19 protein-coding genes are annotated in these 13207 nt (G+C 57.6%); 10 read left to right on the plus strand and 9 right to left on the minus strand.

The annotated features are described in order from the left end of the window. Positions 1-46 precede the first annotated feature (46 nt). The 5 genes from Q1B15_RS09135 to Q1B15_RS09155 all read right to left on the minus strand — a co-directional run bounded on the left by Q1B15_RS09135 (position 47) and on the right by Q1B15_RS09155 (position 5436). Positions 47-565 (minus strand): CarD family transcriptional regulator, encoded by a 519-nt coding sequence (locus tag Q1B15_RS09135; protein ID WP_299753218.1) that lies wholly within the window; start codon positions 563-565, stop codon positions 47-49. Positions 566-837: 272 nt separating this feature from the next. Then, positions 838-1173 (minus strand): ferredoxin FdxA, encoded by a 336-nt coding sequence (fdxA, locus tag Q1B15_RS09140; RefSeq protein WP_299753220.1) that lies wholly within the window; start codon positions 1171-1173, stop codon positions 838-840. Between the two features lie 49 nt (positions 1174-1222). Next, complete coding sequence (locus tag Q1B15_RS09145) at positions 1223-1597, minus strand: RNA-binding S4 domain-containing protein (protein WP_299753252.1); 375 nt, start codon at positions 1595-1597, stop codon at positions 1223-1225. Then, positions 1594-4449, minus strand: a complete 2856-nt coding sequence (locus Q1B15_RS09150; RefSeq protein WP_299753222.1) for a helicase-related protein — start codon at positions 4447-4449, stop codon at positions 1594-1596. The genes Q1B15_RS09145 and Q1B15_RS09150 overlap by 4 nt, the downstream gene beginning before the upstream one ends. A 429-nt stretch (positions 4450-4878) precedes the next feature. After that, entirely contained in the window at positions 4879-5436 is a 558-nt protein-coding gene (locus Q1B15_RS09155; RefSeq protein ID WP_299753224.1) for a TlpA disulfide reductase family protein, read from the minus strand. A gap of 25 nt (positions 5437-5461) precedes the next feature. On the opposite strand from Q1B15_RS09155, the gene argH reads away from it, so the two are divergent. From argH to Q1B15_RS09205, 10 genes are all read left to right on the plus strand, one after another. Continuing rightward, a complete protein-coding gene (argH, locus tag Q1B15_RS09160) occupies positions 5462-6850 on the plus strand; it encodes an argininosuccinate lyase (RefSeq protein WP_299753226.1) in 1389 nt (462 codons plus the stop codon). Beyond that, a complete protein-coding gene (locus Q1B15_RS09165; protein WP_299753228.1) occupies positions 6847-7005 on the plus strand; it encodes a hypothetical protein in 159 nt (52 codons plus the stop codon). The genes argH and Q1B15_RS09165 overlap by 4 nt, the downstream gene beginning before the upstream one ends. Then, positions 7002-7130: a hypothetical protein gene (locus Q1B15_RS09170; protein WP_299753230.1), complete on the plus strand. Its 129-nt coding sequence runs from the start codon at positions 7002-7004 to the stop codon at positions 7128-7130. Before Q1B15_RS09165 ends, Q1B15_RS09170 begins: the two co-directional genes overlap by 4 nt. Next, the gene (locus Q1B15_RS09175) at positions 7131-7448 is read left to right on the plus strand and encodes a DUF2834 domain-containing protein (protein ID WP_299753232.1); all 318 of its coding nucleotides are present in this window, start codon (positions 7131-7133) and stop codon (positions 7446-7448) included. A gap of 7 nt (positions 7449-7455) precedes the next feature. Then, positions 7456-8067, plus strand: a complete 612-nt coding sequence (locus Q1B15_RS09180) for a ribonuclease D (protein WP_299753234.1) — start codon at positions 7456-7458, stop codon at positions 8065-8067. Positions 8068-8221: 154 nt separating this feature from the next. Next, on the plus strand, positions 8222-8827 hold the full coding sequence (locus tag Q1B15_RS09185) for a hypothetical protein (protein ID WP_299753236.1): 606 nt from the start codon (positions 8222-8224) through the stop codon (positions 8825-8827). A 13-nt stretch (positions 8828-8840) separates the two neighbouring features. After that, complete coding sequence (locus Q1B15_RS09190; RefSeq protein WP_299753238.1) at positions 8841-9338, plus strand: LptA/OstA family protein; 498 nt, start codon at positions 8841-8843, stop codon at positions 9336-9338. Beyond that, positions 9335-10093 carry an LPS export ABC transporter ATP-binding protein gene (gene lptB / locus Q1B15_RS09195; protein ID WP_299753254.1) on the plus strand — a complete coding sequence of 253 codons (759 nt, stop codon included), beginning with the start codon at positions 9335-9337 and terminating at the stop codon, positions 10091-10093. Before Q1B15_RS09190 ends, lptB begins: the two co-directional genes overlap by 4 nt. Before the next feature lie 202 nt (positions 10094-10295). Next, the gene (raiA, locus tag Q1B15_RS09200; RefSeq protein ID WP_299753240.1) at positions 10296-10865 is read left to right on the plus strand and encodes a ribosome-associated translation inhibitor RaiA; all 570 of its coding nucleotides are present in this window, start codon (positions 10296-10298) and stop codon (positions 10863-10865) included. A 54-nt stretch (positions 10866-10919) separates the two neighbouring features. Next, on the plus strand, positions 10920-11384 hold the full coding sequence (locus tag Q1B15_RS09205; RefSeq protein ID WP_299753242.1) for a PTS sugar transporter subunit IIA: 465 nt from the start codon (positions 10920-10922) through the stop codon (positions 11382-11384). Here Q1B15_RS09205 and Q1B15_RS09210 read toward each other — a convergent pair. The 4 genes from Q1B15_RS09210 to Q1B15_RS09225 all read right to left on the minus strand — a co-directional run. Beyond that, positions 11372-11773 carry a hypothetical protein gene (locus tag Q1B15_RS09210; RefSeq protein ID WP_299753244.1) on the minus strand — a complete coding sequence of 134 codons (402 nt, stop codon included), beginning with the start codon at positions 11771-11773 and terminating at the stop codon, positions 11372-11374. The genes Q1B15_RS09205 and Q1B15_RS09210 overlap by 13 nt on opposite strands. Positions 11774-11812: 39 nt before the next feature. Beyond that, positions 11813-11986: a hypothetical protein gene (locus Q1B15_RS09215; RefSeq protein WP_299753246.1), complete on the minus strand. Its 174-nt coding sequence runs from the start codon at positions 11984-11986 to the stop codon at positions 11813-11815. Between the two features lie 12 nt (positions 11987-11998). Next, entirely contained in the window at positions 11999-12436 is a 438-nt protein-coding gene (locus tag Q1B15_RS09220) for a hypothetical protein (RefSeq protein WP_299753248.1), read from the minus strand. A gap of 227 nt (positions 12437-12663) precedes the next feature. Then, positions 12664-13207: glycosyltransferase (locus Q1B15_RS09225; RefSeq protein ID WP_299753250.1), on the minus strand; the 544-nt coding region annotated here is incomplete at its 5' end.

Here is a 13207-nt window from a genome sequence, read left to right on the forward strand (position 1 = left end):
CGGAACCCTTCAGGCCCGCCGATCCATGTCTTAAAACGAAAAGCGCTTATGCCGCTGCTGTTGCGCGGCCTACAAGCACATCGTTCACCTGACTTTGCGCATCTAGTTCATCGCAACCACTGACGGCCGAGATCTCGCGAGAGAGACGTTCAATTGCTGCTTCGTAAAGCTGACGCTCAGAGTAGCTTTGCTCACGCTGGTCGTCGGCGCGGTGCAGGTCGCGCACCACTTCAGCAATCGCGATCAGGTCGCCCGAGTTGATCTTCTGTTCGTACTCTTGGGCGCGACGCGACCACATGGCCTTCTTCACGCGGGCCTTACCCTTCAGCGTGGTCATCGCTTTGGCAACCACGTCAGGAGACGACAGCGTCCGCATGCCCACGTCGGCGGCTTTGTTTGTCGGAACGCGCAGTGTCATCTTGTCCTTCTCGAACGAGATCACGAACAGCTCCAGCATAAGGCCGGCGATGTCCTGTTCTTCGATCGAAATGATCTGACCCACGCCATGCGCAGGATAGACAATGAAGTCATTCGGACGGAATTCCATTTTCTTTGGCTTGGTCATGCAGATTTTATCCTTCTCGGCCCCAAATAATTTGACGACAAAAACACTCCGGGAACACATGTATCCTCCCGTCGCTTTCGATCTGTCGATGTCGGTGATATTGAAACGGTCCTGTCCCGGACCGCGTCATCCCGCTCTGTGTATTCCTTAACATAGCAAAAAAATGACCCATTTCCAAGTCACATGGCAAAATTGCTATACGCCGTTGCATCATTGGGTGTTTGGCTGCAATTCGCGCAAGGTTGAAGTCGAATCGGTAGCCGATGCGTGACTTAGCCGCCTTCGCCCGGAGTCTCCGAGAACACGTCCATCTTACCTGGCTTGCCGTCCATCTCGTCCGCGGTAGGCAGCGGGTCTTTTTTGGTGATAATCACCGGCCACAGCTCGGAATACTTCCGGTTGAATTCGACCCATTTTTCCATGTCAGGTTCTGTGTCCGGGCGGATTGCGTCGGCCGGGCATTCTGGCTCGCAGACGCCGCAGTCGATGCATTCTTCCGGGCTGATAACCAGCATGTTTTCGCCTTCGTAGAAGCAATCCACGGGGCATACCTCGACGCAGTCGGTATATTTGCAGGCAATGCAGCTGTCATTGACGATGTAGGTCATAAAACGGTCTCATAAAGAATACCGTAGCTGCCTAGCCCAGCGTGGAAATTCATTCAAGCGGACCATCGCGGTAAAGGCGTTCATTGCGACGATCTTTCCCAGTCGGGCGACCCTTTCCCTGGAAACGCGGGTTTTGCGGAACAGGGTCTTCTGGTGGGGTCAAATCGGTGTAGAGCGCCTGGGCTTCGGGCGCTGGGCCGCGTCGGGTCGAGAGTGCCTCCACCCGGATCACTCGCACACGGCGTGATTGTGGAAAAGTCAGGGTCAGGCCGGGGCGCAGTCCGTAACTTGGCTTTGAAACGCGATCCCCGTCGACGCGGACACGACCCGCCGAGACCAACTTTGTCGCCAGCCCGCGCGTTTTAAAAAATCGCGCGTGCCAAAGCCATTTGTCTAAGCGCTGCGTCGCGCCTGCTTCGGTCAGTTTTTCTTACCCGTCAGACCCATCAGGGCCTGAGCAAACGGGTTATCCGGGTCGATGGCTTTTTCTTTACGCGGGGGCCGCGCCTCGAAATTGCGAGCTGCGTTTGCACCGTCTTTGCCGCGTGGTTTGCCTTTTCCCTTCGGCTTTCCGCCGGATTTGCCACCAGGTTTGCCTTGTGGACGTCCACCTTGGCGTTCTTGCTGCTGTTGCTGGCGGCCACGATTGCCACTCCAGGCGAAGGTATAGAAGACATCTAGAGTGTCTTCGGCTGGTTTTTCCAGGGTTTCGGCTGCTGGTTCTGCTGTGTCTGCCGGTGCTTGTTCGCCAACCGGTTCAACTGCTGCTGGCTCTTCAGGCGAGGCAGTCTCTGGGGCAGCTTCTGAGGTGTCTTCAGCCTCGGCTGCGGGCGTTTCCACAGGCGATTCTGCGGACGTTTCAACCGATGCTTCTTCGCTTGGGGTAACGACGACCTTGACCTTTTCGCGCGTTCCGCGCACAGCGCTGTAGCCTAGGCCTTCCATCAGTTTGGCGAATTGCTCAAGCGTCATGCCGGTGATAGAAAGCATGTCGGGGTTGGCTTCAAAACCGCCACGGCTGTCTTCTTTGCGCAGCATATCCGCAAGACGTTCCAGCATATCGATGCGGATCGAGCGTTCACCTGCCTGTTTGTAGCCAGCCATCAGCGCGTGATTGGCAGGCGTGCCTTTCGCGGTCGGGATAGTCACAAGGCCCGGTGGCGGGCTTTCGGGGAATTCATCAAGGTTGTTGGCAAGCGACCAGAGAACAAGCCGAAGCCGCGTCTGGGCGGGTTTAAGCAGAAGCGGCATGAAGACCGTAAACTGGCCAAAGCGCACGCCGTGCTTGCGCAAAACCGAGCGCGCATCCTGATCGAGCGCTTTCACGTCATCGGCCGCATCGCGGCGGTCGACGACGCCGAAATTCTCGACCATGCGGAAACCGAAGCCCCGTGCGAGGCCAGTCAGCGTTTCGTCACGCTGGATGTTCATCAGCGGCTCAAACAGCGCGGCAACTTTGCGGTCGATGAAGTGCTGGAGGCGGCGCTGGACCTTTTCGGCCACGTCTGGGCCGGCTTCGTCATCGACGAAGGCCTGCGCACGCGGCTTCATCGCGTCATCCCCGGCGACCAGTTTGCCGATCGCGTGTTCGCCCCACATGAGACCGCCTTGTTCGGTGAAGTCCATCTCGGTGTCCGGTGCGTTGTAGAAACGGTCGGCGCGGAGATGGAATTCAGGCTGGAGCGCCTGAATGGCGGCAGAGCGGACGGTCTTCGCTTCGTCCCCGGTTGCCGTGGCGTCCTGATGGAAGCGGAATCCTTCGATACGGCCGACGAACTGGTCCTCGACTGTGACTTCACCCTTATCGTTAACTTTGGCCACCAGGCCCTCCTTCTGTTTCAACCGGCGAAGCAGAACAGACGTCCGCCGGTCGACAAATCTCTGCGTCAGAGCGGTATGAAGCGCATCCGACAGGCGATCTTCTACAGCGCGCGTGGCGTCACGCCAATGACTTTCGTCCGAACACCACCCGTTCCGCTGCGCCACATAGGTCCAAGTGCGGATATAGGCCAGCCGTTTCGACAGGGTATCGATATCGCCGTCGGTGCGGTCGATACGGTTGATTTGCCGTGCAAGCCAGTCGTCGGGGACGCGCCCCAGTTCGTGCAGGTACCCGAAGATGCGCTCAAGAAGCTGGGCGTGTTCCTGGTGGCTGATACCGCGAAAATCGGGGATGCGGCAGACATCCCACAAAAGCCTGACCGATTCTCCGTCGCTGGCACGGGCGCTGACTTCGGCCACTTCGGCCAGGGTCTTGAGCGTCATCAGGTCGTCAGCTTCGCGCGCACGGACGAGCCATTCGTCTTCGGCCGCGACTTCCAGCGAGGCAACGAGATGACTGATTGAGCCGAATTGCAGCGAGGTGTTGCGCCATTGGAGTTTTTTGAGCGGGGTGAAGTTGTGGGCGGTGATTGCTTTGACCACATCGTCTTGCAGAGGGGGCGCTTCGCCGGTGACGCCGAAGGTCCCTGACGTCATGTAGCGGCCCGCGCGGCCGGCGATTTGCGCTAGTTCGTTGGGCTGGAGTTGCCGCATCCGGCGGCCGTCAAATTTCCGCAAGCCCGAGAACGCGACGTGGGTGATGTCGAGGTTCAGACCCATGCCGATGGCGTCGGTGGCAACGAGGTAGTCGACCTCGCCGTTTTGATACATTTCGACCTGTGCGTTGCGGGTGCGGGGGGACAGCGCGCCCATGACGACCGCTGCGCCGCCCTTTTGGCGCTTGAGCAGTTCTGCGATGGCATAGACGTTGTCGACCGAGAAGCCGACGATTGCGGCGCGGGGAGGCATGCGGCTGATTTTCTTTGAGCCGGTGTAGGTCAGTTCGGAGAAGCGTTCCCGGCGGTTGAAGTGCGCCTTTGGCTCAAGCGCTGCGATAGCGCTTCGCATGGTGTCAGAGCCCATGAAGAGCGTCTCGTGCAGGCCGCGCGCGCGCAAAAGGCGGTCGGTGAAGACGTGGCCACGTTCGGGGTCGGCGCAGAGCTGGATTTCGTCCACGGCGAGGAAATCCACGCCGATGCCTTCGGGCATCGCCTCAACGGTACAGACCCAATACTGCGTGCGGTCCGGGACGATGCGTTCTTCCCCGGTGACCAGGGCGACGAACGACGGGCCCCGGATCGCAACGATGCGGTCATAAACTTCGCGCGCGAGCAGCCGAAGCGGCAGACCAATGATGCCGCTGCGATGCGCAAGCATACGCTCAATCGCATAGTGCGTCTTACCGGTGTTGGTTGGGCCGAGCACCGCGACAATGCGGCCTTGGGATTGGGACATAAGAAATGCGGTCTCGGGTAATGCGGGTCCGGGGGGTTAAAGCGGATCGCGCAGGGCGGAGCAAGCGCGGGCATTTACCACGGACGCCGTGTAACGTTTACTTTTCGTTAGTCCTGTCAAATCAAAGCCACAATCTTGCGCTAGTTTGGAAAAGTTAAGCCGTGTTTTTGTTTTTGTAACCAGTTGAGTATATTGCCCTATGACGTGTGGATTCCAACACTGTATGGGCCGGCATGAGTGTCTTTTGAAAGATACTTCGCCCTGCCCCGAATTCGAATGCTCCCAGACCTTGATGGAAATTGGCCGCTCGCGCAGCCGTATGACCTCCTATTCCCGAAAGGGATTTGTGGACGTGGATGCGCTTGTGGGGACCGAGCAAGGGGCAACGGCCCGAATACAATCACGACAAACGGTTTTTTAGCGCCGGTTTCAGCCGTCCGCCTCGGGCAAAAGCGCCTCTAGCACCGCATAAGCGCTTTCGCCGTTCCATTCGGCTTCACCGCGCATTCGGGCAATCTCGTTGCCGTCTGGATCGAGGATCAGCGTGATTGGCAGGCCAAGGACAGCCATGTCGCGGGCCAGTGCAGAGCGTGGATCAAGGTATTTCGGCAGGTTCTCGACGCCGATTTCCTCAAAGAAGCGGTCTATGGCGGGCTGAGGGTTGCGACCTGTAGCGATTGTGACGACCTCGAATGAGTCGCCGCCAAAATCGGTCTGGATATCAGACAGCATCGGCATTTCTTTGCGGCACGGCGCGCACCATGTGGCCCAGAAGTTGACCAGCACGTGCTTGCCTTCGAAATCAGCAAGCGTGAATTCGCCGCCTGATGGGTCAGTGAAGGTCTTGGACGACACAGCCTTGGGGTCGGAGAAGATCAGCTTCTTCATCATCCCCTCGCGCGCCGCTTCTGCCGCCGCAATATCTGCGTGGGCGGCGTTTGCACCAAGGACGAGGGCCGTGTAGAGGACGGCTGAGATATAACGCATGGGTCCCTCCGAAGGACGATTACTGATGACCGACAACGCAAATTCGATGTGGGGCGGCCGCTTTGCCGCTGGACCGGACGCGATCATGGAGGCAATTAACGCCTCGATCGGGTTCGACAGACGACTGGCAGGCCAAGACATCGAAGGCTCGCGCGCCCATGCCGCCATGTTGGCGGCCACGGGCATCATCGAACCTAGCGACGCTGAAACGATCCGGGAAGGTCTCCTCACGGTTTTGTCAGAGATTGAGACGGGCACATTTCAGTTTTCGACTGCGCTGGAAGACATTCACATGAATGTTGAGGCGCGCCTGAAGGATTTGATCGGGGAACCTGCGGGGCGCTTGCATACGGGCCGCAGCCGGAACGATCAGGTAGCTCTCGATTTTCGGATGTGGGTGCGCGATCAGTGCGATGGCGCGATCATGGGGATCGAAGCGTTGCAGAAGGCGCTTTTGTCGCAGGCCGAAGCGGGTGCCGACTGGGTGATGCCGGGGTTCACGCATTTGCAGACAGCGCAGCCTGTGACGTGGGGCCATCACATGATGGCTTACGTTGAAATGCTGGGTCGGGATGCGTCGCGGTTTTCGGATGCGCGGGCACGGATGAACGAGTCGCCTCTCGGCGCGGCTGCTTTGGCGGGCACGTCTTTCCCGATAGATCGCGAGATGACAGCGAAGGCACTTGGCTTTGACCGCCCGGCCGCGAATTCGCTGGATGCAGTGGCGGATCGTGATTTTGCATTGGAGTATCTTTCGGCTTCTACGATTTGTGCGATGCATCTTTCCCGGTTTGCCGAGGAACTGGTGATCTGGTCGTCGGCGCAGTTTCGTTTCGTGGTCATGTCGGACCGGTTTTCGACCGGGTCATCCATCATGCCGCAAAAGAAAAATCCGGACGCAGCCGAGCTTGTCCGAGCGAAGATCGGGCGGATTCTTGGGGCAACTGTCGGGTTGTTCACCGTGATGAAGGGGCTTCCGCTGACCTATTCAAAAGACATGCAGGAAGACAAAGAGCAGGTCTTTGATGCTGCCGACAGTCTAATGCTTGCCCTAGCGGCGATGGAGGGCATGGTCAGAGATATGCGTGCGAACGAGGCGCCTTTACGCATTGCTGCGGCCTCTGGGTTTTCGACGGCCACCGACCTTGCCGACTGGTTGGTGCGCGAAGCGGGGTTGCCGTTTCGCGATGCGCATCACGTGACCGGACGTTTGGTGGCGATGGCCGAGAAACAGGGCTGTGATCTGCCGGATCTGACGCTGGATCAGATGAAATCCGCTCATGACGCGATCACAGAAGGTGTGTTTGACGTCCTTGGCGTGGACAATTCGGTGAGAAGTCGCACATCTTATGGAGGCACTGCACCCGATCAGGTGCGTGCGCAGATAAAACGCTGGAAGGAACGTCTGGTATGATGAAAAAGCTTGCAATCCTCTTGGCCGTTCTCGTGACGGCGGCCTGTGAAAACCCGCAACTTGGCATCGGCGCGACATTCGGCAGCGGCGGGATGAGCGTTTCGCCAACCGTTTCCGGAAATGTCAGTGGCGCACGCGTTGAGGTGAGCGGATGAGACCAATTCTGGCGCTGGCGTTTCTGGTTCTGGCCGCTTGCGGTGTTGACGGGGATCCAGAGCCTGTTTCGGGCGGGATCACTGTCAGTGGTGAAGCGAAAATCGGTGTCCGGGGAACGCTGTAGATGTCGGCCCTGAGAATGGTTTATCTAGCGCTTGCTGTTTGGGGCGCAATCCACCCGATGTACTATTTCGTAACCTATATGCGCGAAACCGGCACCGGACTTAGCGGTTTGATTGATGCGTGGTACGTGAATGCGTCAACCACCGGACTGACCTGGGATCTGACGATTGCGGCGATTGCTTTGACCGTGTGGATCATCGCGGAAACCGTGGTGCGCAAGAACTGGCTGGCGCTTTGGGGCATCCCGGCGACATGGTGCATTGGCGTTAGCTGTGGTCTACCGCTTTATCTGTTCCTGCGCACGCGCATCCCCAAGTGAGGACGTTATGACGAACACTTTGTATCAGGGCGATCTGCCAGACGATCTGGATCTGGGCGACATGGTTGCCATCGATTGCGAGACGATGGGGCTTAACCCGCATCGCGATCGTCTCTGTCTGGTGCAGCTGTCGGGTGGCGATGGGAATGCGCATCTGGTGCAGATCGCCAAGGGGCAGACCAGCGCGCCGAATTTGGAGCGTTTGTTGACCGATCCCGAGGTTCTGAAGCTGTTTCATTTCGGACGCTTTGATATTGCCGCGATGTTTCACGCATTCGGGGCGCTTACGGCGCCGGTGTATTGCACCAAGATCGCCTCGAAGCTGATACGGACCTACACGGATCGTCACGGGCTGAAGAATCTGCTGGATGAGCTTTTGAGCATCGATATTTCGAAGCTGCAACAGATGAGCGATTGGGGCGCGCCTGAATTGAGCGAGGCGCAGTTGAATTATGCAGCGTCCGATGTGCTTTATCTTCATGCCATGCGCGACAAGCTGAACGAACGTCTTGAACGCGAAGGGCGTATGGATTTGGCGCAGGCGGCGTTTGATTTTCTGCCGACGCGGGCGCAGCTTGATCTGGCGGGTTGGCCTGAGATTGATATTTTCTCGCATTGACCGCAGCGATGGAGGGGGTGTCTGCTCCGGCCCCCTTTGGCGGACCTCCACCGAGGATTTTTAAATCCACAGAAACAGCCGATCGGCGGGAAGGCGACCATAGCGGCGCTTGCCGGTTTCTAATCGTCAGTTCAGTCCTTATATGAGCAGTAAGATGGCTTCGGTTGATAATTCATATTCGCGGCTGGTTCTCTGGCTGAAAGTGGCGCTGCCTTTGGCGGCACTGGCTATATTATCAACGCTTTTTTTGCTGGCGAAAGCGCTCGATCCGGAGGCTGCTATTCCTTACGCAGATGTGGATGTGGAACAGCTTTTGCGTGATCAGGGGATCACGCGGCCGTCGTTTGGCGGAGTGACGCCGGACGGTGCGGCCTTGTCGATAAGTGCGGCGGCGATCCGTCCGGGTGAAAGTATCCGCAACGAGGTTATCGGGACCGAATTGGAGGCAACCATTGATCTGCCGGGCGGGACATCAGTCCGCATCACCAGCCCGGAAGGTACGATTGATATGGCCGCCAAGGTGGTGCTTTTGCAGGGTGGCGCGCGCTTGGAAAGTTCAATTGGGTATACGGTTGAAAGTGCGAATATTGTGACCCGGTATGACGAGGTTCGGGTGGCGACCGGCGAAGCTGTTGAGGCGACCGGACCTGGAGGGCGGATTACCGCAGGGGCCATGGGGCTTGACCGAAACGCAGCGAATGGCGCCTATGTTCTTGTTTTCAAAGATAGCGTTCGCCTGATATACGAACCGCAACCTTAAGGAGCCGCCACGCGTGACCCGTTTTCTGTTCGTCCTTGCCGTTTTGCTAAGTTTTCCCGCAGCCCTTGTGGCGCAAGGCACGTCTATTGCGCTGAGCACTGGTGCATATGACAGCGGTTTGCCGGTGGAGGTTTCTGCCGATGAACTGAGCGTAGATCAGGGCAGCGGCGAGGCGATTTTCGATGGTAATGTTCTTGTCGTTCAAGGGGATTTGCGGATGTCGGCCGGCAAGGTTGTCATCGTTTACGCGACAGGCGACAGCGGCAGTACAAACGGAATTGCACGGCTTGTAGCATCCGGTGGCGTGACCTTTGTGACGGCGACGGATGCGGCTGAGGCAGAAACAGCAGATTATTCGATTGAAGGCGGGACCGTGACTTTGACGGGCAACGTGCTTTTGACCCAAGGGCAAACGGCGATTTCCGGCGAAAAGCTGGTGATTGATCTGGCAGCGGGCAGCGGGCGCATGGAAGGCCGCGTGCGCACTGTGATCGGTGGAGGCAACAACTGATGGTGCCCAACCTCTTAGTTGCGGAGGGCGATCAGGGTCTGAAGATTCGGAATTTGCGCAAATCCTATCGCAAACGGCCAGTTATCCGCGACGTTAGTCTTGAGTTGAGACGAGGCGAGGTCGTCGCGCTTTTGGGGCCGAACGGATCAGGCAAGACAACGTGTTTTTATTGTATCGCGGGCCTCGTAATGCCGGACGGCGGGCAGGTTTTGATTGATGGACAGGACGTATCGACCTTTCCGATGTACCGACGCGCAAAGCTAGGTATTGGCTATTTGCCTCAGGAAAGATCTATTTTTCAGGGGCTTAGCGTCGAAGACAACATTCTTGCGATCCTTGAGATTGTTGAGAAAGACCGGACGAAGCGGCGTGAGCGGCTTGATCAGTTGTTGAACGAGTTCTCAATCGCGCACCTGCGCCGCACCCCTTCGGTTGCTTTGTCCGGCGGTGAACGGCGACGGTGCGAGATAGCGCGCAGTCTGGCCGCGAACCCAAAATATCTGTTGTTGGACGAGCCGTTTCCCGGAGTGGACCCGATTGCCGTTGGCGACATCCGCGATCTTGTAATAGATCTTAAAGAACGCGGTATTGGCGTGTTGATCACCGATCATAACGTCCGTGAAACGCTTGAAATTGTGGACCGCGCTTATATTCTTCATAACGGTGAAGTCTTGATGAGTGGCACGGCAGAAGAGGTGGTTGCGGACGAGAAAGTGAAGCGTGTGTACCTTGGCGATAGCTTCCGAATCGTTTGAAACACGCAATCCAACCATTGACAGCGAACGCTGATTTATCGCCAAATAAGGCTAATGATGGACCAAATGTCCTTGCATAACTGCCCGAACCAGCCGCCGAAACTGCGGACGGCTTTCGGCTATCCTCCAACAATTAACGACCTGTTTAAGCCCCTGTTTTAGGGGTTTTAGACGACTTTCAACTGTCCATAGGGAGACCCGTATGCGCTATCAGATTACCGGCAAACAGATCGACATTGGCGAAGCTCTTCAAACCCATGTGAAGGACAATCTGACTGAAGTTATTGAAAAATATGCCGGGCGGCCCACAGATGCGTCCATCGTATTTTCACGCGATGCTCACGAATATGTCTGTGAGGCGACGGTACACCTCTCCACCGGACTGACAGCACAAGCCAAGGCGCGTGCGACTGAAATCTATGCTTCTTTCGATGGCTGCTCCGAAAAAATGGAGAAACAGCTTCGGCGATACAAGCGGAGGCTGAAAGATCACCACAAAGATCGCACGACTCCGGTTGAACTATTGCAAGGCTCCTCGTATATCCTCGCCGCATCTGATGAACCGGAAGAATTAGAACCTGAGACCCTTCAGCCTATGATCATTGCCGAGATGGAGGTTAAGATACCTTGGCTATCTGTCGGCGAAGCTGTGATGCAAATGGAATTGGCAGGGGCTCCGGTGTTGGTCTTCCGCAACGAGAAGCAGGACACCGGCGTCAATATCGTCTATCGCCGCGATGACGGAAATATCGGGTGGATTGACCCGGACTAAAGACAAGCGGACCGCGCCATGTTTTAGGCAAAGCCCCAGGGGATACGAAGCGTAATGGAACTGGCTACAATTCTGCGTTCGGACGCAGTGAAAGCTTTGCATGGTGCGACAAGCAAAAAGCGCCTGTTTCAGGAGATTGCTGACGTTGCGAACAGCGTCAGCGGTCTTAACCTAACCGATGTCTGTTCCGCCCTTCAGGAGCGCGAGAACCTTGGGCCGACCGGTGTGGGTCACGGTGTAGCCCTTCCGCATGCGCGGCTGCGGGATGTTGACGACGTGTTTGGGATCTTCATCCGGCTAGAGAAATCGCTAGATTTCGGTTCGGTCGACCGTCAACCAGTCGATCTGGTCTTCGCGCTTCTGGCGCCCGAAGACGCAGGCGTTGAGCACTTGAAGGCTCTGGCGTTGGTCTCGCGAACGATGCGGGACGCAAATATTTGTGCAAAACTTCGCGCGAACAACGACCCCGCGACGTTGCACACGATTCTGACGGAAACGCGGAACGTTCAAGCCGCCTGAGGCGGCTCCCAGCGGTCAAACCCAAACGTCATGAAATCGCGCTGGTCGGAGGCGCGGGTTGCGCCGTCGAGCGCCGCGTCGCGGACATCGGCCAGCGCGAAGGGTGTGGACGCTGAGAATTCGCTTTGGGCAGGTGGGCCGGTGACGCCCGCTTCCTTTGTGATATCGCTCAGACCTGTTGCGAGGGCGTCTTCACGGATCACGCGATCTGGAAGTGCGAAGTCGGTGATCGCTTGCAGCAAAATGCCCTGATTGGCCCGTGTGGTGTCGACCCGAAGCGGCGTCGGTCCGCCCAGATTACCCTTGAGAAAACCGGGGAACACCAGAAACGCCGCGCGTTGGTTGGCGGGGCTCCATGCTGTGTCTGATCCGTTTGGGAACAGCGGCACACCATATCGGTCGATCAGATCGGCGTCAGACAGATCGTCTTAGTCGATGTGAAGCGCGGTCTGTCCGGTGGTTTGAAGGAACCGGGCAAGGTTGGTCTGAAATGACGCCAGAGTGTTCAGAAAATCAGCATAATCATTGCCGTCTAACTGCACTTTTGCAGCGCGTGCGGCGGTCAGGCCTCCGAACCAACCTTGCGCCGTTTTGCGAGCCACCTTCAGCGTTACTTAGCTGTCGATGGGGCGGCGCGTGAGGATGATCTTGGCAGCTATAGGGTGTTCACGACACGTGGGGCCCATGGTCATAGAGCAGCCGAAGCCCGGCATGCCTTCGCCGGTGGGCTGCATGGCTTCGGTGACGCGAACCGGATCGGATTCGCGCGCGGTCATGGATGGACCGAATTGCAAGATCTGCTTGGGGTGGCCGAAGAAGTGCGGGACGAAGAGGTCACCCTGGACGGTGATGTCGGGGAACGCAGCGAGGTGTTCTTCCAAAAGGTTCGAGCCGTTGCGCATTCCGCCGAGGACAACCCAATGGTGAAATTCATGCGGAGCTTCGACCCCTGCGATCGGTCCGGCTGTATGCGGGTTGATACCCCTACTGCCCAGGTCTTGCAGGAAGGTGGCAAGGTGGTTCATGTCGCGAAGCGCCTCCATCACGGTCAAAGGCGGACGCCCCCGGCACCAAGGGATCTTTAAAACGGACCGCTAAGGTTCGGCGAGGGGCTTCCAGCACCTCGGCAAGGGTCGAGACACGGACCCAAGCACAGGTGCGCCGTTCGCACAGAAGATCCAAAAGGCGTGTTTCGCACTTTTGCAGGTGGGCCGCCTACCGGCGCAGGCTGTGAACCAGCTTGACTGCTTCCGACGGGACCCGAAATGGGGCGCAGCGACTAAATTAGTTCGAAGACACGGTCGAAGTGTTTTTCCCACGTTGGCAGCCCATAAGCGAGCAATTCAGCGCGGCGTTTCGTCCTTTGCGCCAAGTCTTCAGTGGCCAACCCCCGTATGGCCTGGAACCATTGATACATATCGGCTGGATCTGCGTAAATAGGCATGTCGCCCAGAAACAACTCTACCGTGCGCAGAGGCGCAGAAATCGACGGAACGCCAAGCGCTGTCGCCTCAAACGGGGGGAGACCGAAGCCCTCGGCATGGCTTGGGAACAACAGTGCGGTTGCTCCGGCAAGTTGCGCCTTCATTTCTTTATCGGCGAGCGAACCCAGTTCGAACACGGTCCTGCCGACGTGTGGCGAATTATCGAGCCAGTCAAAGACGGCCGGGTTTTTCGAACCACGCGCGCCGATGATCCGCAGGTCGGGGATACGGCTTGCGTCCATCTTGCGGTGCATCCGGTCCCAGATGTCGAAAAGAAGTTTGTGGTTCTTGCGTGGTTCGATCGTGCCAAGAATAACGAAGTAGGGCTTGTCACTTTTC

The organism is uncultured Boseongicola sp., from assembly GCF_937988555.1.
In the GTDB taxonomy this organism is placed as follows: domain Bacteria; phylum Pseudomonadota; class Alphaproteobacteria; order Rhodobacterales; family Rhodobacteraceae; genus Boseongicola.

Bases quoted from the DNA above. Each gene is read 5' to 3' on its own strand.
- Q1B15_RS09205 (WP_299753242.1), top strand. From the start codon at position 10,920: ATGGAACTGGCTACAATTCTGCGTTCGGACGCAGTGAAAGCTTTGCAT.
- Q1B15_RS09185 (WP_299753236.1), top strand. From the start codon at position 8,222: ATGGCTTCGGTTGATAATTCATATTCGCGGCTGGTTCTCTGGCTGAAA.
- raiA (WP_299753240.1), top strand. From the start codon at position 10,296: ATGCGCTATCAGATTACCGGCAAACAGATCGACATTGGCGAAGCTCTT.
- Q1B15_RS09170 (WP_299753230.1), top strand. From the start codon at position 7,002: ATGAGACCAATTCTGGCGCTGGCGTTTCTGGTTCTGGCCGCTTGCGGT.
- Q1B15_RS09150 (WP_299753222.1), bottom strand. From the start codon at position 4,449: ATGTCCCAATCCCAAGGCCGCATTGTCGCGGTGCTCGGCCCAACCAAC.
- Q1B15_RS09175 (WP_299753232.1), top strand. From the start codon at position 7,131: ATGTCGGCCCTGAGAATGGTTTATCTAGCGCTTGCTGTTTGGGGCGCA.
- Q1B15_RS09180 (WP_299753234.1), top strand. From the start codon at position 7,456: ATGACGAACACTTTGTATCAGGGCGATCTGCCAGACGATCTGGATCTG.
- Q1B15_RS09155 (WP_299753224.1), bottom strand. From the start codon at position 5,436: ATGCGTTATATCTCAGCCGTCCTCTACACGGCCCTCGTCCTTGGTGCA.
- Q1B15_RS09135 (WP_299753218.1), bottom strand. From the start codon at position 565: ATGACCAAGCCAAAGAAAATGGAATTCCGTCCGAATGACTTCATTGTC.
- fdxA (WP_299753220.1), bottom strand. From the start codon at position 1,173: ATGACCTACATCGTCAATGACAGCTGCATTGCCTGCAAATATACCGAC.
- Q1B15_RS09165 (WP_299753228.1), top strand. From the start codon at position 6,847: ATGATGAAAAAGCTTGCAATCCTCTTGGCCGTTCTCGTGACGGCGGCC.
- argH (WP_299753226.1), top strand. From the start codon at position 5,462: ATGACCGACAACGCAAATTCGATGTGGGGCGGCCGCTTTGCCGCTGGA.